Genomic DNA, 20,946 nt, shown 5'->3' on the forward strand with positions numbered 1-20,946 from the left:
CAAAGCCGCGCGGGTCAGGTTGGTTGTTGCGTGACGTATTTTATGCCACCACAAAACAACTGACAGGCCTGATCGACAAAAGCATCCAGATCCGCTTCAGCCAGGGGCGCCTGCCAGCGGATCGCCTGATCCCAAAACGTCAGCCGCTTTAATGCGCCCCAAAAAAAAGCAGCGGCAAATGGCGCTGAGAAAGTGCCCAGGCAGCCTGCCCGCGAGGCCTCTTCAAACCACAGGCTCATGGCGGCTTCGCATTGACTAAATTTGTTATTAAGCCTGTCTGCCTGTGCCTGGCAACGCATAGACTCAATCATCACTATGCGTGACAGCTTAATGTAGTCGTTATCCGACAGTAAGGACACAGCACTGTCTGCCAGGTGGCGTAGCTGGACCTCAAAATCATAGTTAGGGATAAACTGAATGGTCGTAATAGGTTGTATTCTTTCAATTAGCGAAATAACCACGGCATCAAATAGGGCTTCTTTCGTTGCGTAATGCTTATATAAAGTGCGTTTGGATACCCCGGCAGCACTGCATATCGCTTCCATTGTGGTCGCCTGGAGACCCCGTTGTGCAAATTCTTCTACCGCTGCGCTTAATATTGCTTGTTGTTTTTCAGTAAGCTGGGTCATCGACTCGGTCATCAGTTTGGAATTAACAGCAGTTTAACTTAAAAAGGTCCAATATTAAAGTAAACACATGCGTATACACACCCTCAAAAAAAGTACACGGAGCCGTTTACCTCAAAATAAATAAAGTATACACTTGCGTATACTTGCACTATTGTCGAACTATCTCAGCACTGTGCAGCCTGCTGATAAATCTTGCTTCATAGGCAATAACGGTGCTTTTTATTCATTCGGTTCGTTCTGTTTTGGTGTAAACAGTGCGAAGCACGACAAGATATTCACTGGCATTAACGCAAAATCTCGCAATGACGATGCGGCACACGCAAGTCAAAAAGCAGTGCTACACTTACTTGATTGGTTTGTAACCACGCCAGCGAAAAATGCAAAAGAAAACCCAATAAAAGAGAGGCAAACTCGTCTCTACTCAGGAATAAAAAATTTTAATCAGGATTTGGAGTGTACATGTATCCAGCCCATAACAGCAGTCGTGTAGTACACCTGGCAACAGCGGTATTGTCTGCACTAGTTATTTCTGCCTGCTCAGAGGCTCCTCAAAGTCAGGGGGGTCCATCCATGCCACCTGCGCAAGTGAGTATCAACAAGGTCACAACCCAAAGTGTGCCATTCAACATCGAACTGCCAGCCACTCTGGCCGGTGATAAAGAAGTTGAGATCAGAGCACGTGTGTCCGGACTCATTGAATCGCGTAACTTTGAAGAAGGCCAGTACGTTAAAGCGGGACGTTCTTTATTTACCATAGAGCTCCGTCCATTACAGCTGGAACGAGACAAAGCAGAAGCCGACCTCAATGCCGCTAAAGCGAATGTAGCACAGGCAAAACGTGAGAAAGACAGGCTTGAGCGACTCAAAGATGAGCGTTCAGTTTCAAAACGCGATTTTGATAACGCCGTTTCCGCCTATGAAGTTGCCATCGCCAATCTGGACTCTGCCAAAGTGGCACTCAGTGAAGCACAACTGGACTTAGAATATGCCCAGGTTAAAGCCCCCGTCTCAGGTATCATGGGTCGAGAGTTCGTCTCTCAGGGTAGTTATGTCTCCGGACCGACCGTCCTGTTAAGTGAACTCACCGATACCGGCATGATGCGGGCACGTTTCGGATTTTCTGAACGAGAGCAACTGGCCATGCGTCAGGATGTTGAAAATGGCACGCTAAGTCTGCCTAAGAATAATGAGTTTAACGCCACCATAGTGCTACAGGATGGCTCTGTCTATGCACATTCAGGCAAAGTCGACTTCTCGGATGTCCGGGTAAACCGCTTTACCGGCACCAGTGAATTGCAGGCCCGGATCGACAACCCGGATGGTGAGCTGCGTCCAGGTCAGTTCGTCCGCGTTCGTTTGTCCGGTGCAGTGCGCAATAATGCCATTGTGCTGCCGCAACGTGCCGTATTGGACAACGGCACAGGTAAATTCGTTTATCTTGCAACTGAGAACGAGCAAGGCATGACCGTTGCTCTGCCTGCGCCAGTTGAGGTAGGTGAATGGGTCAACCTCGATGGCAAGAATATGTGGGTGATACGACAAGGCCTGACCCCTGGACAGCCTGTGATCGTTGAAGGTATGGCGCGAATATTCTTCCCAGGAATGCCGGTTAGCGTGAGCGGCGAAGGAGAATAATCGTATGTTCTCTAAGTATTTTATTGATCGCCCGATCTTTGCTTTTGTGATCTCAATAGTCATCGTACTGGCAGGCCTGGCCGCAATGCGCACCCTGCCCATAGCTCAGTACCCAGAGATCGCACCGCCGCAGGTTCAGGTAACGGCTTTTTACCCCGGCGCATCTGCCGATGTCCTGGAGCAGACGGTTGCAGCCCCGATAGAAAATGCCATCACAGGCGTTGAGGGCATGATGTACATGGAGTCAACCAGTACCAGCTCTGGCACAACCACTATCACAGTGACGTTTGAGATAGGCACCGATATTGACCAGGCTGCGGTAGACGTCAACAACCGCGTAAAACAGGTTGAGGCGCGTTTACCGGAAGAGACACGCCGCCAAGGCGTCGTGGTTGCTAAGGGCTCATCCAGTTTCTTACAGGTTCATGCCTTTTATTCACCGGATGGGACGCGTTCCAGCTTGTGGACGTCGAACTATGTCACCATGAATATCCTGGACCGTATTAAACGTATCCCAGGCACCACCAGTGTACAAATATTTGGTGCCAAAGATTACGCCATGCGTGTCTGGATCCGCCCTGATCTCATGAGTCAGCTTGGTGTTACTGTTGAAGAGATCACCGCAGCCATTCGTGAGCAAAACTCACAGTATGCAGCGGGAACCATAGGTGCCACGCCAACCAGCAGCCAGCCACAGGAGTTGGTGTACAGTGTAACTGCCAAGGGCCGTTTATCTACGCCTGAAGAATTTGAAGCCATTATCATTCGCGCAAACCCGGATGGCTCTACCCTGCGTCTTAAAGATGTCGCGCGTGTTGAGCTGGGCTCCAAAGATTACAACTTTGCCGGTACCTTTAATGGTAAAGATGCCGTACTGCTGGGCGTCTTTTTACAACCAGGTGCCAATGCGCTGGATGTAGCGAACGAAGTAGAATCCGTGATAGCAGAGCTTCGTCAACAGTTTCCTGTTGGCCTAGATCATGGTATTCCGTACGACACCACACGCTTTGTAGAAGTGTCCATTCGTGAAGTATTGATCACCCTGGTAGAAGCCATGGTGTTGGTATTTTTGGTCGTTTACCTGTTCCTGCAAAACTGGCGCGCCACCTTAATTCCGACTCTGGCAGTACCAGTTTCTTTATTAGGCACATTTGCCGGACTCTATATGCTCGGCTACTCCATCAATACCCTGACACTTTTCGGTATGGTGCTGTCTATTGGTATCGTCGTGGATGATGCCATCGTAGTACTGGAAAACGTCGAGCGGATCATGCACGAGCAACACCTTAATGCCCGTGAAGCGGCCATTAAAGCGATGCAGGAAGTAAGCGGCCCAGTTGTCGCTATTGTACTGGTATTGTGCTCAGTGTTCGTCCCTATCGCGTTCCTGGGTGGATTAACGGGTGAGCTGTTCAGACAATTTGCGATTACCATCTCGATATCCGTTAGTTTGTCAGGCGTGGTCGCGCTGACGATGACCCCGGCGCTGTGTGTCATGATCCTCAAACATGAGCACAAACAAACAGCGGGCTTCTTCTTGTGGTTCAATAACTGGTTCCAGCGCGTCACCGGCCGTTATGTGGGCTCCGTGAGCTTTATGATAAGACGTGGCTTGCTTGGTGTGGTGCTGATGGCCTCTATGGTCGGCGCAACCATGTTTATATGGCAAAAAACCCCGGGGTCTTTGGTCCCGGATGAAGATCAGGGCTTCTACATCGCCGCGGTATTCCTGCCTGATGGTTCATCACTGGAGCGCACTGCTGCAGTGGTTGAGGAAGTTGTTGCTGCCGCCCAGTCTAATCCGGCCAATGAAAACGTAGTTGCTTTTACTGGGTTTGATTTTATTGGTGGCGGTTACAAAAACAGTGCTGCGACACTATTCATCACACAAAAGCACTGGGATGAGCGAGAAATCGACACGAAATCACTGGTTGGCGAGTTGTTTATGAAGACCGCTGGGATCAACGAAGCGCTGGTTCTGGCCTTCAACCCCCCAGCGATATTTGGCCTGGGCACCACCGGCGGCTTTGAGGTTTACCTGCAAAACAAAGCGGGTACCGATCCTGAACGTCTCAAGCAAGGCATGCAAATGCTAATGGGCGAAGCACAAAAGAGTCCGATACTTGCGGGTATTCAGACACTGTGGCGTCCGGATGCACCGCAGCTGAAAGTTCACATGGACCGGGAACAGGCTCGCGCTATGGGCGTAAATATCAACTCAGCATTCAACGCGCTAGCTGCCAACCTGGGCAATTACTACGTTAATGACTTCAATAAGTTCGGCCGAGCCTGGCAGGTGCTGTTATCGGCCGAGGCTGAATTCCGTATGACACCAGAAGACGTTGGCCGTATCTATGTGAAAAACAATCGTGGCGAAATGGTCCCTATTTCAGCATTTACTGACATTGAGTACAGCCGTGGGCCGGAAACTCTGCAACGTTACAATAACCTGTCGGCCGTTAAGCTGATGGGTAATGCAGCGCCGGGATACAGCTCAGGTCAGGCTATTGCAGAGTTTGAGCGTATCGCAAAGCAGGTTCTGCCTCCGGATATGACCTTTGAATGGACGGCCTCTGCTTATCAGGAAAAACGCAGCTCAGGCACAACTGGCCTGGCACTTGGGCTGGCTGTTGTGATGGTATTTTTAATCCTGGCGGCACTATATGAGCGCTGGTCTCTGCCTATTTCGGTCTTGCTGGCACTGCCGTTTGGTACCTTTGGCGCACTTATCTCCATCTGGGTCGCAGGATTAACCAACGATGTTTACTTCCAGATTGGCTTGGTCACCTTACTGGGTCTGGCCAGTAAAAACGCCATCCTGATCGTTGAGTACGCGCTGATGAAAACACAGCAAGGTTGGAGCCCGGCAGCAGCTGCACTGGAAGCAGCACGACTGAGATTCCGCCCCATCATTATGACTTCGCTGGCCTTCATTCTGGGTGTAGTACCTCTGGTATTGAGCTCAGGCGCAGGTGCGGGTGCACGTCATAGTGTAGGCACCGGGGTCATGGGCGGCATGCTTGCTGCAACCTTCCTGGCAGTGTTCTTCCTGCCCTTGTTCTTCTACTGGTTAACGGCAAGACGTGTTTCTGAGAAACGCTCTAAACAGGAACTCAGTGAAGAAATTGCACAGCAGCACAAAGCTGAGCACGTAGATACTAAAGAAGATCTGGCCTAACTTTCCAGGTCGAATAAAAGCGTCGGTTACTCAATGAGTGCCGGCGCTTTTTTGTTATTTACCGAAATAACCTTACCAAACTCACCCGCTTACATTTGATGAATGTTTCTTTGCTGGCTGTTCATCCTGCTCCCTTAGCCATTAGTCTAATTTCATGCCGATTCATCGGCTCTCACTTGCAATGGGATAAACTTTGTTATTTCTTTGAGTTATAGCTTATTACGATTTTAAGCTCCCTGATTGGTTTCGTGGGTGTGCCGGATAGTAAAAAGCAATGACAACAACAAGGAATAGATCATGACAACACCAGCAATTAACCCGACCCTCAGTTATCACCGAGGCCCCTCTGACACGCCTTTACTTGACCAAACCATTGGCGGCTTTCTGGCGCACATTGTCGAACAGTTCGGCGACCGTGAAGCAATTGTAGTTAGCCACCAACAGCAACGCCTTAGCTACCGGGAATACCTTGAACGCATCGATGAACTAGCTGCTGCCTTGATACATTGCGGGATCCAGCCAGGCGACAGAGTTGGGCTCTGGTCGCCCAATAACCTTGAGTGGTCTCTGGTGCAATTTGCCACAGCGCGGATCGGTGCCATTATGGTGTGCCTGAATCCGGCTTACCGCCCTGCCGAGCTGGAATTTGCGCTCAATAATGCGGGCTGTAAGATGCTCATTATGGCCACCCAGTTCAAGCACAGTCACTATATTAATATGCTCAGAGAACTCGCTCCGGAGCTGGAAGAGTATACTTTTGGTGAGCTACGCGCACCGACACTGCCTGATCTGACCCATGTGGTGGTGATCCCTCAACAAGGAGAATCAGCCCCAGCAGGGTTGTGTGATTTCAATCAGTTGCTTTCACTCGCATCAGAGCAAGATTACAACGCCCTGCGTACTATCGAAGCCAGATTAAGCCCCAATGATGCCATCAATATTCAGTTTACCTCAGGAACAACCGGCAACCCCAAAGGCGCAACATTAACCCATAGAAATATTCTCAATAATGCCAACCTGGTTGCGCAGACTATGCAGCTGACAGAGCAGGACAAGCTCTGTATTCCGGTACCGCTATATCATTGCTTCGGTATGGTGTTGGGTAACCTGGTCTGCCTTAGTCAGGGGGCCTGTGCGGTGTTTCCCAATGATGCTTTTGATCCGTTTCTGACACTACAAACCGTCGAGGCCGAACAATGTACTGCCTTGCATGGTGTGCCCACCATGTTTATCGCACAACTGGAGCACGAGCAGTTTAACCAGTTCGACCTGAGCTCACTCAGAACCGGTGTCATGGCGGGTGCCACTTGTCCGGAAAAAGTGATGCGTGATGTGCAGACAAAAATGCACATGACAGACATCCTAATTGGCTATGGCCAGACCGAATGCAGCCCCATTAATCATATTACTGAAGTATCGGCCCCATTGATTAAACGAGTGACCACCGTCGGTCGTGCCATTGCCCATACCGAGGTGAAAATCATTGATGAAAGTGGTGAGCTTGCTCCCAGAGGCGTACCCGGTGAGGTGTGTGCCCGTGGATACTGTGTCATGCAAGGCTACTGGCAGGATGATGCCAAAACCCGGGCAACCATAGATGCACAAGGCTGGCTGCATTCTGGCGATCTGGGTGTAATGGATGACGAAGGATATGTCACTATTGTGGGTCGCATCAAGGACATGATCATTCGCGGCGGCGAAAACATCTACCCTCGAGAGATTGAAGAGGTTTTGTATCATCACCCCGACATTCAGGATGCGGCGGTATTTGGGATCCAAGATGAGAAATACGGTGAGGAAGTTTGCGCCTGGGTACAGCTAAAGCCGGAGCAGTATACTGATGAGCAAACCATTAAAGCTTACTTACAAGATAAGCTCTCGTACTTCAAAGTCCCCAAACATATACGCATCGTAGATGCCTACCCGATGACGGTGACCGGGAAACTACAAAAGTTCAAAATGCGTGAAGCAATGGAAAAGTCACTCAACGGACCGGCTTAAATAAGGGCTAAAACGCACGTTTAGCCCCTTGCATCAATGACAAAGTCATCTACAAATGAGATTACAGGCTAAGCAGCTGGTGATCCAGTGCCTGGGCAGCCTCTTCCGCTGCCCGATACCCTGAAGCAACCGCACCCTCCATATAACCTGTCCAGATGTCTGCCGTTTCTGTTCCGCAGAAATGAAAAGACCCGAGCGGCTTTTTCAGGTTATCGGCGAACTGAGTGAGCTTGCCAACCGCAAGAGGAGATTCACACCCCCTCTGAAAAGGTACTGCCTGCCAGTCTGTCTCCACATAATCCACAGCCTCAAATGCCTCATTGCCAAAGAATTGGCTCAGAACTGCAAGCACTTGTTCCTTGCGTTCATCCAGCGACAACGCGCGCATTGCGTCACTACTATTTACAAATACGGTTAGTAAACCCGGTCCATTGCTGTTACGGGAACAGTCAAAAGTACTGGTCAGCACCTCGTTTGGGATGAATGAAATACCACTCAAGCCCTGCGCACGCCAAAATGGTCGAGTATATAACAGGTGGGCCTTGATGCTGCCTTCACTCGTATCCCATTGCTCAATAAGCTGCCTTTTATTCGATAACAACGGCGGCTCGAACTGAATATTACCGAGTAAACTGGGTGCCATAGCGAATATCACACGCTGACACAAAATAACTTGCCCGCTCTGGCAGCTGACCAGGCAAAATTCGCCGTGTTCCTCTACTTTGGTCACAGCATCAAATTGCACATGTTCTGCCAACTGCTGTTGCAGCGCCAGACAAATCGACTGTGCTCCCTCTTTGATAATACGGTCCTGCGCCCCCCCGGTGATGACTTCTAGTTGCTCAATACTGCCAGCACTTCGTATATAGTGGAGTAAAAATAAAAAGGAGATTTGTGCGATCGGAGCTGCTAAAAATGAGCGGACGGAATAATCCAATTCTTCTATCGCAGTGGCGGAATAACCTTGGCCCACACACCAATCATAGGCAGTTTGACCATCCCAGGCCTGAGCGCTCTGGGCCAACCAGGGTGCATGTATGGGTAAGCTTGCCGCCAACCTATTAAGGGTTGCACGTATTGTAGCCAATTCATTTTGCACTTGCGCTGGGAGGTCATCTTGCGATATTGGCTCCCCCTCCTGTGGCGTTGTAAAGGTCGAAAGCCCCAACTCAGCAATTAGAGATTGCATATGAATATGTGTCGCACCTACCCACTGTGCACCGCCATCGACAATATGGCGCTCCCCGCCTGTTGTTGTCAGCTGTTGATTCAAGGTCCGCCCACCAACCCGGCTTTTTGCTTCAAGTAGCTTAAAGTGGTAGCGGTTTTGGTCTGACAACTGCTTTGCCGCCGCCAGCCCGGCTAACCCCCCCCGATAACAACAATATCAGTCACATCCTTGATACTTTCAAAGTTAACATTGTCCAGCACTTGAGATGCCAAGTGCTTTAAGTTAGTAGTATGATCTGTTGGTGCTTTCATTTTTCTATCCTTGTATGTGGTGATAACTAAGTTGTCTAAACATCTGCACACTAGGATAAGAGCCAGGGACTCGTTTAAGTATGTATTTGTTGTCAGCGAATGTGGCAAAGTGTGAGAGAGTGCTGGAAACCATCAAGGTTGCGTTAATGTTTCAATCGTTTTGACATCGTTCCAAAGCAATAGACCGATAAATGTCGGCACTATTTTGCTTAATGGCATAAACAGTATTGGGATAGACTGAAACCTGCTCAGCAAATAATAAATTTTTAACAGTATAAACAACTGAATGCATAGAAATCGTTCGCAAATTCAACTAGCCTAGTAACACGAGCTCCGCTTTTTAAGCATCTTCTTTGGTTGCCAATCATGCATTTGGGTAAACGGCTTTTTGTAGTCTATTTCGGTTTGGTCTTGATGGCTGTTACGCCAGCGCTGTGTTTTGGCAACATCCCGGTACTTGCTAATCAATACTCAGTTAAAAAGCTAACTGCTGAGGACGGCTTCGTCTCATCCGAAATCTATTCCATCATACAAGATCAACAAGGCTTACTCTGGTTTGGCACAGCAGAGAATGGTGTGATGCGCTATGACGGCCGAAAAGTCACCCTGTTTGAATTTGATGGCCAAAGCGACAGCGGCTTGTCGCATAATGATGCTGGCAACCTGATGTTAGATAGAAATGGTGACATTTGGATCGGCACCTGGGGCGGAGGTGCCAATCGCTATGATCCAAAGACCGGACAGTTCGAAAACTTTCTTCATGACCCTAAACAACCCACCTCAATTTCAGCAAACCGGATCCAATCTTTATATCATGACCTGGATGGTTCAGTCTGGTTGGGATCGTATGATAGCGGGCTTAATCGTTATCTGGGGCAAGGTAACTTTGAGCACGTCAGTAAGAGCACTGACTCTGTTACCGGGCTGTCTCACAATCGAATATGGGATATCGAAAATGATGGCATGGACCGTCTTTGGATAGCGACGAGCTACGGCCTGAACCTCTATGATAAAACCACTCAGCGCTTCAATTATTTTTTCCCGGACCCAACAAACACCACCCCCACTGGAACCAATGAAATCAGGCACATTTTGAAAACGTCGCATAACAAGCTGTATATCGGTACCCAGCAAGGCCCCTTTGCATTCGACCCAGCCAGTGCAGAGTTCAGTAAAATAGGCCCTAAAGACGGCACTCATCTGGGACAGGTTAACTCTATGATTGAAGATCAGGAGGGTTATATCTGGTTTGTTACCAGTAAAGGCGTGTTCAGAAAACACCCGTCGAATGAGGAGTTGGTACAGCTGGAACTTGAGTACAATAATGGCATGCGAATTATATTTGAAGACAACGCCAAAACGCTGTGGATCACCAATGAAGTGCACGGTATTTTTAAACTGGTACCACATCGTAAATTCAAATCCATCAGTAATTCAATGCTCAAAGCACCAAACGGCATTGCTGCAGATAAGAATGGCGACTTGATCATCGTCAACTCGACTTCTCACTTGCTCAGGTGGGATGTCGCATCACAAACCTTGCACCCCCTTTCTCCACCGCTATTTAACGAGTCTAACGGCTTTAGTGAAAATCGACTCCTTGAGCGCCCTGTTCTACACCTCGACGGTGATGCCACTTTGTGGGTTGCACAGGATGAGGGTTTAGCTCTGTTCAACCTGGATACGCGTGACGTGACGCTTATTCGCTATCCAAAGGATGATCCAAACCACAGACAATTTCGGGAAATAAGGGCACTTGCCGTTGACCAACAAGGCAACCTCTGGGTAGGTACATACAAAAACGGAGTTTATATTTATAACCCGGACGCTGGTACCTTCAGACACCTTGATAGCTCCTATGGCTTGTCACACCCAGAAGTATTAACTATTTACAAAGATAATGCGCACAACATGTGGGTCGGCACCGGTAACGGCGTGAACCTGTGGCTTGAAAAAGAGCAAATCTTTCAACCTTTTGTGAACAACCCTTATCGTGAGGATAGCCTGCTTGGCAGCATTGTGCAGGATATCTACCAGACACAGAACGGGCAGATCTGGATTGCTACCCAGCAAGGGCTCAACCTGTATCAGGCCAAGACAAACAATTTTGCGCACTTTAGCACACAAAATGGGCTGCCAAGCAACCTCATCCGCGCTATCTCAGATGATATGCGAGGTAATTTATGGCTAACCACAAACCGAGGCATCACTAAGTTTTCACCGTCAACGGGGAAAGTGAGCAATTTTGATAGTCATAATGGATTGCTTGGATTAAATTACTACTCTGATAGCCTGGTCAAAGCCAAACGAGATCTACTCTTTACCAGTAGCCAGCGCGGTATCGAATATTTCAGTACACGTCCTTTGCAATCAACCCTCAAAGACCCAACGCTTATCTTGACGGGCTTTAATAAAATGGGCCAGTCCGTCAAACTTGATAAACCCTATTCATACGTCACAGATATCTACCTCACCTACCTGGATTATATTTTTTCTCTTGAGTTTTCCGTGCTTGATTTTGTGTCACCTAATAAAAACCAGTATGCCTATAAACTCGAGGGCTATGACGACAACTGGATAGACATTGGTAACCGAAATTCAGCCACGTTCACGAACCTGGATGGCGGGACTTATACGTTTCAGGTAAAAGCCACCAATAGTCGGGGTGAATGGAGTGAGCAACTGTTATCAATTAACTTGCATGTTGCCCCGCCTCCGTGGAAAACCTGGTGGGCTTACACACTCTATGCCATAGCCTGTGCCTTGCTCATTTTTACTGTGATATATCTGCGCACCCGCATGCAAAAAGCAGAAATCAATCGCCAAAAACAATTCGTAGTGCAGCTTGAAGAACAAGTTTCACAGAAAACGGCTTCTTTGAAATCACAAGCGATGGAGCTGGAAGCTGCCCTTAAAAAAGCGGAGCAAGCAACCCGCCTGAAATCTGAATTTTTGGCTAACATGAGCCATGAGATAAGAACACCAATGAACGGAGTGTTGGGCATGCTGGAGCTTCTTAAGCACAGCGAATTGACACCTGAGCAGGAGCATTCTGTCGGCATTGCCAGTAGCAGCGCTCACTCCCTACTCAGTCTGATCAACGATATTCTGGATTTTTCTAAGATTGAGGCCGACAAACTGGAACTTGAGTTCATCGATTTCGACGTCAGGCAGCTATTTGAGCAGCTGGCTGAATCTATGGCGCTTGGTGCTCAGACAAAAGGGGTAGGCTTAGTCGTCGACCTGACGGGTGTCCAAACAGCTATGATTAATTCAGACCCAGGTCGGATCCGACAAATCGCGGCAAACATCCTCAGTAACGCGATCAAATTTACTGAGCAAGGCGAAATCGTGATGAGCGCGTCACTGACTCACTCAATCAGTGATGACAAAACCATGCTTACCTGTCGCATTCAGGATACCGGAATTGGCATACCTGAGGAGATGCTGTCGAGCTTGTTTGATTCCTTCATTCAGGTTGATGCTTCTACCACCAGAAAATATGGGGGGACTGGATTAGGCCTGAGTATTACCAAACGGCTGTGCCAGTTGCTGGGTGGTGATGTATCTGTTTCTAGCACCGTTGGGCACGGCAGTTGTTTTGAGTTCACATGTCAGGTCAACCCATGTGAGATCACAGAGCCAAATGCCCCCGCATTTTCGTCATTAAACATCCATGCCCTGCTAGTCGATTCAGATACCTCAAGTAACGAAGTCATAAAGCATCAGCTCGAACGTTGGCAAGTACAGGTTAGCGAAGCACACAGCGCAGAGCAGGCTTTGCAGATACTCTCTGCAAGCAGCATTGACATTGTGTTTTTCAGCAGAACACTACCTACAATGAGTAGTGAATTAATGACCCGCGAGATCAGGCAAAACCGCCAGCTTAGTCAGCTAAAGCTCATCATGATGACGCTACTGGACGAACAGTTTGATGCGGTTGAATCAAGCCCGGTGCCTTTGGATGGTTACTTCACGAAACCAGCTACCCAACACGATTTAATGAAAGCACTATCTGGCTTAGAGCCCAGTAAGAATCAGGAAGAGGATACTGGCCCCAGCCACAAACAAAGTCAGGCCGATACACAAGACTTCCCGTGGGCAAAAGACACCCATGTATTACTGGTCGAGGACAATAAAGTCAATCAATTGGTCGCAACACGGATCTTAGAACATCTGGGTGTGACCATAGACATTGCAGAAAATGGCTTAGAGGCATTGGACAAACTGCGCAACACTGAAACCCAAGCTTATACCTTGCTACTAATGGATTGCCAAATGCCAAAAATGGATGGCTATGAAGCCACCCGGCGTATTCGCTCAGCTCAGGCTGGCAATCATTATACCGATATCCCCATCATTGCAATGACAGCAAACGCAATGCAAGGCGACAGGCAAAAGTGCCTGGATGCAGGTATGGATGACTATATAACAAAGCCTATAGAGTCAGCCAAAGTCACCGAAAAGCTTGAATACTGGGTAACCAAAACCACTATCACCTGAATGGAATGGCAATTGGCTGGCCCAGCTTACAGAAGCCCTGTGCCAGCCAATACCGGTGGATTCTTAGATAATGGTTCTGCTTCTAAACAAACATTACAGACCCACACAAGAACGCACAATACTGGGTGCCTAGTCCCACAAGTGCACGTAATATTTAGCAAAGAGCTCTAGCCCTGTAAAAACTTTAGGGTCACCTGATTGACCATCAAGAACCAGTTCAAATGCTTTCGCCATTTGACCAACTATGTTCAGCCACTCATCTTTCAACATATCCATTTCAGCTGCAGATAAATTTGAGGTATCAATATTATCTTCAACTAGCCAAGTTGGTACTGCTACGCCTTCTTGCGCAAAGTTCTCTTGATAACCCCGTAGTTTCGGCGCTATGTACTCAGCAAGTTCATTTTTTAGATTATACCAGTGTGGTTGGTTGATCACAGATATCCTATAAGCATAGTTTGCCGAAGTACCCTGCTGCTGGAACGAAGCGAAGGCTGTTCCGTTACAGCATTGAAGCTATTAGTCTTATTGTGCATTTAACTCCCGGACATTTCTTTGCTAACTAGGTTATTGAGTTTAATAAAGTCCTGAACCAGGTCGTCGCATATTTGTTTTGACGCTCCGCATCTCGCACTTGTCTCGATATAAATTCTTCCGTCATTTTCGATTACCTCTCGCTTTACGAAAGAGGGGTGAGCGGGATGATTTGGTGGTGTGAAACTCCACATCACTCTTCCTGATTTCATCGTAGCAATCGTCCATCCTCGCTCATTTCGAACGTCAACAGACGAATCCTCCTTTAACCGAAGTAAAGTTTGCTCAACGGTTTCACCGCTGCGATTATACCCGTCATAACCTAATTCATTATTCGAGGTCGCGGCGCAAGCACTTATCAACACAGTTAACAGGAAAACGCCCACAAATTTAGTCATATTTTTCTTTCCATGCATAGTGTCCCAAGCAGCGATCAGTAATATTGGCAGGCTTTTTTCAACGTGACGAGCTGGAAAAAATGTGCCAATGTTAAAAATCCGAGTGGCTTGGTTTATTATTCTCTATTGTTTTTATTTTTAACCTAACCGACTTCCTTTCGCAATGAATATACGAACCTCACCACTTAAAATCAATTATTCATTAAAAAAGAAACCATACAAATTAAAGCGCATATTCATACGGAAATTTATCTAGACATCTAACTTTACCACCGGAGGCATGCCCTTTATGTATACCCACAACACATCTATTCATATATTTTCAAAGTTCAACTTTAAATCACTTGGCAATAGATCGCCATTCCTATACATAATCAGGGACAAGAACATATGCCCAAGTAAGAATATGTACTCAGCCGCCTCAAAGCTTTCTTTATTCGCATATTCACTGTTCATCCTTGATGCCACATTTCCATGTGTATTATTATTTCTTACGGAGTAGAGGATTGTAAAAATTAAAAAGTAAAGTCTTTGTTGAAATGATAAAAGCTCAATAACTCCAGAGAAATCACCATTATCCAGTTTGACCTTATTACCATTTAGCATGCGCTTCAAGCTATCTGCTAAACTACGTGTTAAAGCTATGGATTTTTCCTCATCAGAGTTTGCAATATTGAGTTGCACAGTCACTTTATCGCTACCAATACCAACATCACATATATCTCGATACTTCTCACCATATGTTTTCTCAATTACACCGTGAATTTCTGGGAATTTATTTTTAAATGTTTTATAGGAAGAAAGCGCGTAAATTTCAGATACACTGCCATTTGATTTAGGGTCCATTATTGCCATCCCCTTCAAAATATAGCTTGCAACAAATCTGTATGTTTTATCTGGGATTTTTCCTATATAAAAGCCCACCAAACTCTCGATGGTATGTTCATCTTCAATTACCACATTTGCATCATTAGCTATATGCTCAATAACCTTTTCCAGACTTTTTGTATCTGTCAACTGCTTGCAATTTGGATTACCAAACACCTGCTTTAAGTAATAACTGTTATATGAATTATTGATAGCCTTCCACAACGAAGTAAATGCAATATCAGGGCGTTCCGGCAAAGAATAATATGCGTCGATTACGTGTGATTTAGCGACATACGGCAAGTTATCTGCATCCCATCGCTCACTAAAAATTGGGCTTAGAGATTTCAGCCTGGAGTAATCTATATTTAAGTTCCCTTGAATAAGACGCATGTGCTCTTCTTTAGAGTAGTTTTCTATTAAATTTATTGTTGATTGGTTGTGCATCAATAATTCCTGATTATATCATTGTGTATTCACGAGAACGCTGAACTAAGCCAGTAATCAAAACAGTCAAAAACATCCTCCCTAAACACTTATCACTATAAATAACAAAAAGTTACCATTATTGTGCGCGTTACTCAAGCCAAGTCAGTTCTATTGTGAACCTTCTAGAACCTCCTATGGACATCCACATAAGCTTATGCACTGCCTATGGACAAGTTCAATTTGGAACTGCGTAGTGCAACATTTGAGTGATATTTTCGGGTAACGCCCTTCCCCGGACACCCAACCTAAAGTGCACTATACTGGTGAGTATTAGAATGATGTAGCTGGGTATCTGTGCAACGTGAGATACGTTCGAGAATTGTGGGTTGAATTTTATTACATTTCTAGAAAAACCATTGCTCTTACCATGAAACCGATGGAAGTATAAAAATGAAAATAATAAACACAACGCTTTTTATTCTACTTAGCATGGCTTTGGCTGGCTGCCAGACAACCAGCAAAAAACAGAATGCAAAGCGAGCTAAAGCAATTGAGCTAATTAGTGGTAGCCTTGTCAGAATTCCGTCTGGTGATTTTTTGATGGGATGTAGTTTAGACGACACACAGTGCACAGAAGAAGAAACCCCGGTACACAGTCGAAAAATCCCCAGTTTCAATTTAATGAAACATGAAGTAACTTGGGAGATGTATTTACCCTGCATTGAAGCAGGTATATGCCAAGACAATCGAATCAAAAGGTTAGAATACCCATTAAACCATCCAGTTACTATCGTAAGGTGGAATGACATTGTCTATCAATTTATTCCCTGGCTAAATGAGAGCCAAAAATCACGTTTCCGCCTTCCAACAGAAGCAGAATGGGAATACGCGTCTCGGAGTGGCACAACGACTATATACAGTTGGGGCAATACGCCAGATGGTAAATATGCCAATGGAAGTAACAAACAAGGCTGGCCTGAAGATAGATATTCAAATATTAGCCCTGTAATGTCATATATATCTAATCAATTTGGCTTATACGACATGCAAGGAAATGTTTTTGAATGGGTGCAAGATTGCTGGAATGAAAGAGAGTATGAATACAAGCCCACAACGGAAAAAGCCAATGAAGCTAGAGGCGAGAAATATAATCATTCAGGAATTTGTAAGCGAAGGCTGGTGCGAGGAGGCTCTATGTGGCAACATCCAAAATATTTGCGCTCATCATCCAGATACCGACTTTTCGCAAATTCAGGGTTTATAGATGTTGGATTTAGGTTAGTCAAAGACTAAAAGAGGGGCTGGTGCGTGACTGCAGTGGTCGCATCTAAAACAGCATCAATACACCAAGCTGCTAGAGGTATAGACATCTAACAGAATTATTCATTATCTATCAAGTTAGCACAATACATGCCTGCATAAATCATAACTTTGATTAAAAGACACGGCCAAGCTTTAAGCCTACCTCATATTCTAAGCTACCCTTTTGAGGTGGCGATTTTATCGTCCCTTCGGAGTAAATTTCTAGCGCAGTAGTACCAAAGTTATCCTTTGCTGTCAGATGACTTCCTGAATCTATCAGGTAAATAGCCATATCAAATTGACCTAGCATTAGGGATTGCATCAATGGAGTCAAACCAGTTTCAGTCGTTACATTGATTTCTGCACCGCTCTTAACTAGTAACTTCAATGAAGCCAGTTTCCCAGGAGAAATCACCCTAAATATTAGCCTTTTACCTAAATTCATTAGTTGTATATTTGGATCACCATCGTATGCTAACAGCAACTCAAGTGGCTCTGTTGATAAGCAGAATGGTGAGTGCGCCATCGCCGATCCATGACCGTCAATATATATATTGGGATCAGCCCCCTCCTCCAACAGAGGTTGCGCAGCGGAAATATCACATTCCTTAATTGCATTCACGAGCTCCAAATTTATATCTCTTTGTTCATCACTGATAAAATTCAAAGTAAGTACTGTAAGTATTATCGCCACCAGTAATATTTTTAATTTATTCAAAATAGCTTTGCTTCTTAAAGCTGTATAAAATTTCAATTATCTCGCCTATTTTGTGTGTTTTACCAGGCCTATTAGTACGCCGATCTGGGTGATGCCAGCAATAAATGAGGTTGCAAAAGCGTGATGTAATCTCAGCCTACAGCGAGTGGCACCGGGTTAAAACCAAGAACCCATTTAGGTAAAACCAATCTATGACGCCAATTATTTAGTACTTTTAAACACATAATTTCCATGTATATCTTTTTTATTATGAAAAAATGACTGATATGGATAAAGTCTATTTTTTACATAAACAGCGAAGCAAAACAACACTACATTGAAGCTTACCGCTACTGATATTACAAAAGGGTTCTGTTCAAAAATCGCCAAATCATCAAGTACCCCCTTGAACAAGAAAAAACACAAAAGATAAAACCCACCAATATGACCTTTATATATAGTAAAAACCACTATTGAAGGAATGATTAACCCCAATACACTGTAAAACAAAACCTCACTCAATGAACTGGTTAGCCCATCCCCTATTATTAAAATGGCTAAGTGAGTCAAATAAAATACACAAAGTGAAATAACAAATCCAATGTGGACTTTCTTGTTCATTTGTAAAGTGTCTTTTTCAAGTATCTGAGACAAAACCCTGCTGACTTTTACCGGATTGTAATTTTCAGTGCTAAGTTTCCTGTAAACTTCCTCTTTTGATAAACCGCTATAAAAAAGTTTCTTAACCTGCCTTGCAGTGCAACTTTTAAAATGAACTGTCTCGGGCTCTGTGGAACCAATGCTTCCACCTAACTTTAAGATATAGGACTCGATCTCACTTGCACGTTCGGGGTACTTTTCTTTATCTATTGATTCATAAGCACAATATAAATCTTCCAGACTGTATTTAGTATAATCTACTTTATCGTACACCATATTTCCTACTTTCATTTAATAGTAAATTACTGAGAACACCGATTGAGCCCAACTCTCAAAGCGCCCCTTTCACATCGCTAATTACCCATCAATAATAAGCGTAACCGCCTGGCACCTCAGCCTTCAAGGCTATTGCTAATTTTAGAACTCAATAGCCGATATCAACAAAGTTCATTTTTTCGTTGTGTAAAAATGCTTACCCTAGGCATTTCATAGCCTTAACAGAATAAACACGATTCATAAGTTCGGAGAGACCGGCTATTATAACTGACAAAATGACATTCATCACTTATAACCCACCTATCTCGGACAGCCAGCCTAATAGAAAACTGGTAAATAGCACCGTAGTAAGGAAAAACTAGGGTTAGGTGTCCACGCAGCTAATTAGCCAGTGAAACTGAACAAAACTACTGAAAAACTGGCATACAGAGCTGCCAAAACCACGACTATCTGATATTTATTGGTGTGGCTGGCTGACCCAGTTTTAATGTTCAAAGTCAGCCAGTACAAGTTGATTATATGATGGTTTTTCTGCTTCTAAACAGGCATTTGGAGTCCTGACTCTGGTCGAGTTTAACGCCTATTAGCGACTCATAGCTGTCATCAAAGTAATCTTCTGTTTTCACCGCCGCATCCTTAAAGCTGATAAACGCCCCTCTTGTATCGGGTATATCAAAACTTCGACATGACTCTATCCAGTCTTGTGCTCTGTTTTCATAAAATCGTGTTGAGATCAGTTTTGCGACATCTGCGGGTTCATTACCCTGCTCCGGCTGATCCCACCACGCCTGATACTGAATCGTAAAGGGTCTGTCCTGATAGGGGAATGCACAGCTCACTTTATCCTGTTCTGATAATTGTTGTTTATCTGAATAATATTGGCCACTGATAGCCCCTAAGGTAATGTAAGCTGCGATGTTGCTGTCTGTAGCATCCCCATCTAGCAAGGTAGACTGCAGCGATTTGACCAGCGCTTGTCTGCCAGCACTCCCCCATTTTGACGTAGGCATTCTCGATGTTATCTTGTGTGGTGCCGGCTCGTCTGTTTCCAACTGAATACCACCGAGTTCTCTGTCCCAGCTATCAAAGTCCAGAGAGTAACCTGTGCTATTGGTCGCTGCATTAAACTCTACTGCATGTGCACAAGTTCTCTGATAGAACTCATTAAATTCGTGAATGACGTCATTTGTTTGCTGTTGCTTCTCTGTGTCAGTTAAATAAGGGTCTTGGTTAATCAGAGAGACCAGATAATAAGCCCACTGTGTCATCATGGTTTGCAGTTCAGTTTTTGTGCCTCCAAAATGGCCATTCAGCTGCCAGCTTAATAGTGCGTTTTCACTGATCTCAGATACACACTTAACCCCTTTTGCATTCACTTTAAGGTTAGTGCCTATCAGGTTTGGATTTTGACCAGGTGCGGTTAACTGCTCCCAGGCCGCGATAATGTCGACAGCTTTGATTTTTTCAAGCGCTGGAAATGAGTCGCTTTTAATCACAAAACTCTGCGCAATCTTTGGTAACTTAAATGGCTTAAAAACCAATTCAGTGACAATACCATAACTGAGCCCGCCGCCACCTCGCAGCGCCCACAATATACTGTTGTTCTGATCAGGATCTCTTTGAGGCTCACAGCCAGATAAACTCGGCTCCTGGTTGAGCTCAGCGCTCACACCTAAGTACTTTACAGTCCCATCGCCAAGTACTATGGTCGCGCCAATCAATCGCTCACATCCCATACCGTATTTACGCGTCCAGGGACCCCAGCCACCGCCCATGGTATAGCCAGCAATGGCCACACTCTGACATGTGCCATGAGGAATACCCAGATGATATGTATCGAGCTCTGCCTTAATCTTCTCAAAGATAGCACCGGGTTGAATGCGCACACCAAACGCTTGTTCCGTGCTGGATGGCAGTTGAGCCTGATAAACATTCACATTGTTCATCAGATTAAAATCTATCAGTAGTTTGCCGGTTGCAACGCACTCACCTTCGTGGTCATGACCACCAGATTTAACAGCAATTTCAATATCATGCTTGGTTGCATGCTCAATCAGCGCAGCAACCTGTGCCGTATTCTTGACCTGTACAATGGCACTGGGCATAAAATCAAATCTGCGATTAAAAACTTTACGCGATTTATCATACTGGTCACGACATTCATCAGGGCTAAGTATATTTGGCGGATTGGCAGCGAAAGGTTCAAACAGGTGTTTCAGGTCGTCGATCAAAGACATAGCGACTTATTCCTTTTGTAATAGTTCTTAGCAATATTGTGTGTCGACACAATAACTAAAACCATTACATCTTGTTACAGCGCTTGAACACACCTGTGAAAGTACCCATTCTCCTGAG

12 protein-coding genes are annotated in these 20,946 nt (G+C 45.6%); 5 read left to right on the forward strand and 7 right to left on the reverse strand.

Features of this window, described 5'->3' with window-relative positions:
- Positions 1-14: 14 nt before the first annotated feature.
- Positions 15-629, reverse strand: a complete 615-nt coding sequence (locus tag PRUB_RS12950) for a TetR/AcrR family transcriptional regulator (protein WP_010387203.1) — start codon at positions 627-629, stop codon at positions 15-17.
- A 459-nt stretch (positions 630-1,088) separates the two neighbouring features.
- Between PRUB_RS12950 and PRUB_RS12955 the strand changes: the two genes are divergently transcribed.
- The 3 genes from PRUB_RS12955 to PRUB_RS12965 all read left to right on the forward strand — a co-directional run bounded on the left by PRUB_RS12955 (position 1,089) and on the right by PRUB_RS12965 (position 7,443).
- Positions 1,089-2,264 (forward strand): efflux RND transporter periplasmic adaptor subunit, encoded by a 1,176-nt coding sequence (locus PRUB_RS12955; RefSeq protein WP_010387204.1) that lies wholly within the window; start codon positions 1,089-1,091, stop codon positions 2,262-2,264.
- Between the two features lie 4 nt (positions 2,265-2,268).
- Positions 2,269-5,442, forward strand: a complete 3,174-nt coding sequence (locus tag PRUB_RS12960) for an efflux RND transporter permease subunit (RefSeq protein ID WP_010387206.1) — start codon at positions 2,269-2,271, stop codon at positions 5,440-5,442.
- 297 nt (positions 5,443-5,739) lie between these two features.
- Complete coding sequence (locus PRUB_RS12965; protein ID WP_010387208.1) at positions 5,740-7,443, forward strand: AMP-binding protein; 1,704 nt, start codon at positions 5,740-5,742, stop codon at positions 7,441-7,443.
- A 61-nt stretch (positions 7,444-7,504) separates the two neighbouring features.
- Here the strand turns inward: PRUB_RS12965 and PRUB_RS12970 are convergent, their stop codons facing one another.
- Entirely contained in the window at positions 7,505-8,782 is a 1,278-nt protein-coding gene (locus PRUB_RS12970; protein WP_010387210.1) for a flavin monoamine oxidase family protein, read from the reverse strand.
- 557 nt (positions 8,783-9,339) lie between these two features.
- Here PRUB_RS12970 and PRUB_RS12975 point away from each other — a divergent pair.
- Positions 9,340-13,428, forward strand: coding sequence for a hybrid sensor histidine kinase/response regulator (locus PRUB_RS12975; protein WP_052026458.1), 4,089 nt, complete (start codon positions 9,340-9,342; stop codon positions 13,426-13,428).
- Between the two features lie 129 nt (positions 13,429-13,557).
- On the opposite strand, the gene PRUB_RS12980 is transcribed toward PRUB_RS12975, so the two are convergent.
- Both PRUB_RS12980 and PRUB_RS12985 read right to left on the reverse strand, forming a co-directional pair.
- The gene (locus tag PRUB_RS12980; protein ID WP_010387213.1) at positions 13,558-13,866 is read right to left on the reverse strand and encodes a hypothetical protein; all 309 of its coding nucleotides are present in this window, start codon (positions 13,864-13,866) and stop codon (positions 13,558-13,560) included.
- 806 nt (positions 13,867-14,672) lie between these two features.
- The gene (locus tag PRUB_RS12985; protein WP_010387215.1) at positions 14,673-15,674 is read right to left on the reverse strand and encodes a hypothetical protein; all 1,002 of its coding nucleotides are present in this window, start codon (positions 15,672-15,674) and stop codon (positions 14,673-14,675) included.
- A gap of 432 nt (positions 15,675-16,106) precedes the next feature.
- Here PRUB_RS12985 and PRUB_RS12990 point away from each other — a divergent pair, with 432 nt between their 5' ends.
- The gene (locus PRUB_RS12990; RefSeq protein ID WP_010387217.1) at positions 16,107-16,949 is read left to right on the forward strand and encodes a formylglycine-generating enzyme family protein; all 843 of its coding nucleotides are present in this window, start codon (positions 16,107-16,109) and stop codon (positions 16,947-16,949) included.
- Positions 16,950-17,091: 142 nt separating this feature from the next.
- Here PRUB_RS12990 and PRUB_RS12995 read toward each other — a convergent pair whose 3' ends face one another.
- The 3 genes from PRUB_RS12995 to PRUB_RS13005 form a co-directional block, all read right to left on the reverse strand.
- The gene (locus tag PRUB_RS12995; protein WP_040645197.1) at positions 17,092-17,712 is read right to left on the reverse strand and encodes an ankyrin repeat domain-containing protein; all 621 of its coding nucleotides are present in this window, start codon (positions 17,710-17,712) and stop codon (positions 17,092-17,094) included.
- A 165-nt stretch (positions 17,713-17,877) separates the two neighbouring features.
- A complete protein-coding gene (locus PRUB_RS13000; RefSeq protein WP_010387219.1) occupies positions 17,878-18,591 on the reverse strand; it encodes a hypothetical protein in 714 nt (237 codons plus the stop codon).
- 515 nt (positions 18,592-19,106) lie between these two features.
- Positions 19,107-20,828 (reverse strand): FAD-binding oxidoreductase, encoded by a 1,722-nt coding sequence (locus PRUB_RS13005; protein WP_010387220.1) that lies wholly within the window; start codon positions 20,826-20,828, stop codon positions 19,107-19,109.
- Between the last annotated feature and the right edge of the window lie 118 nt (positions 20,829-20,946).

The organism is Pseudoalteromonas rubra (assembly GCF_000238295.3).
In the GTDB taxonomy this organism is placed as follows: domain Bacteria; phylum Pseudomonadota; class Gammaproteobacteria; order Enterobacterales; family Alteromonadaceae; genus Pseudoalteromonas; species Pseudoalteromonas rubra.

What these genes read in the sequence shown, in the direction of transcription:
- PRUB_RS12965 (WP_010387208.1), top strand. Translation starts at nt 5,740, where the DNA reads ATGACAACACCAGCAATTAACCCGACCCTCAGTTATCACCGAGGCCCC.
- PRUB_RS12960 (WP_010387206.1), top strand. Translation starts at nt 2,269, where the DNA reads ATGTTCTCTAAGTATTTTATTGATCGCCCGATCTTTGCTTTTGTGATC.
- PRUB_RS12955 (WP_010387204.1), top strand. Translation starts at nt 1,089, where the DNA reads ATGTATCCAGCCCATAACAGCAGTCGTGTAGTACACCTGGCAACAGCG.
- PRUB_RS13000 (WP_010387219.1), bottom strand. Translation starts at nt 18,591, where the DNA reads ATGGTGTACGATAAAGTAGATTATACTAAATACAGTCTGGAAGATTTA.
- PRUB_RS13005 (WP_010387220.1), bottom strand. Translation starts at nt 20,828, where the DNA reads ATGTCTTTGATCGACGACCTGAAACACCTGTTTGAACCTTTCGCTGCC.
- PRUB_RS12985 (WP_010387215.1), bottom strand. Translation starts at nt 15,674, where the DNA reads ATGCACAACCAATCAACAATAAATTTAATAGAAAACTACTCTAAAGAA.
- PRUB_RS12990 (WP_010387217.1), top strand. Translation starts at nt 16,107, where the DNA reads ATGAAAATAATAAACACAACGCTTTTTATTCTACTTAGCATGGCTTTG.
- PRUB_RS12975 (WP_052026458.1), top strand. Translation starts at nt 9,340, where the DNA reads ATGGCTGTTACGCCAGCGCTGTGTTTTGGCAACATCCCGGTACTTGCT.
- PRUB_RS12950 (WP_010387203.1), bottom strand. Translation starts at nt 629, where the DNA reads ATGACCCAGCTTACTGAAAAACAACAAGCAATATTAAGCGCAGCGGTA.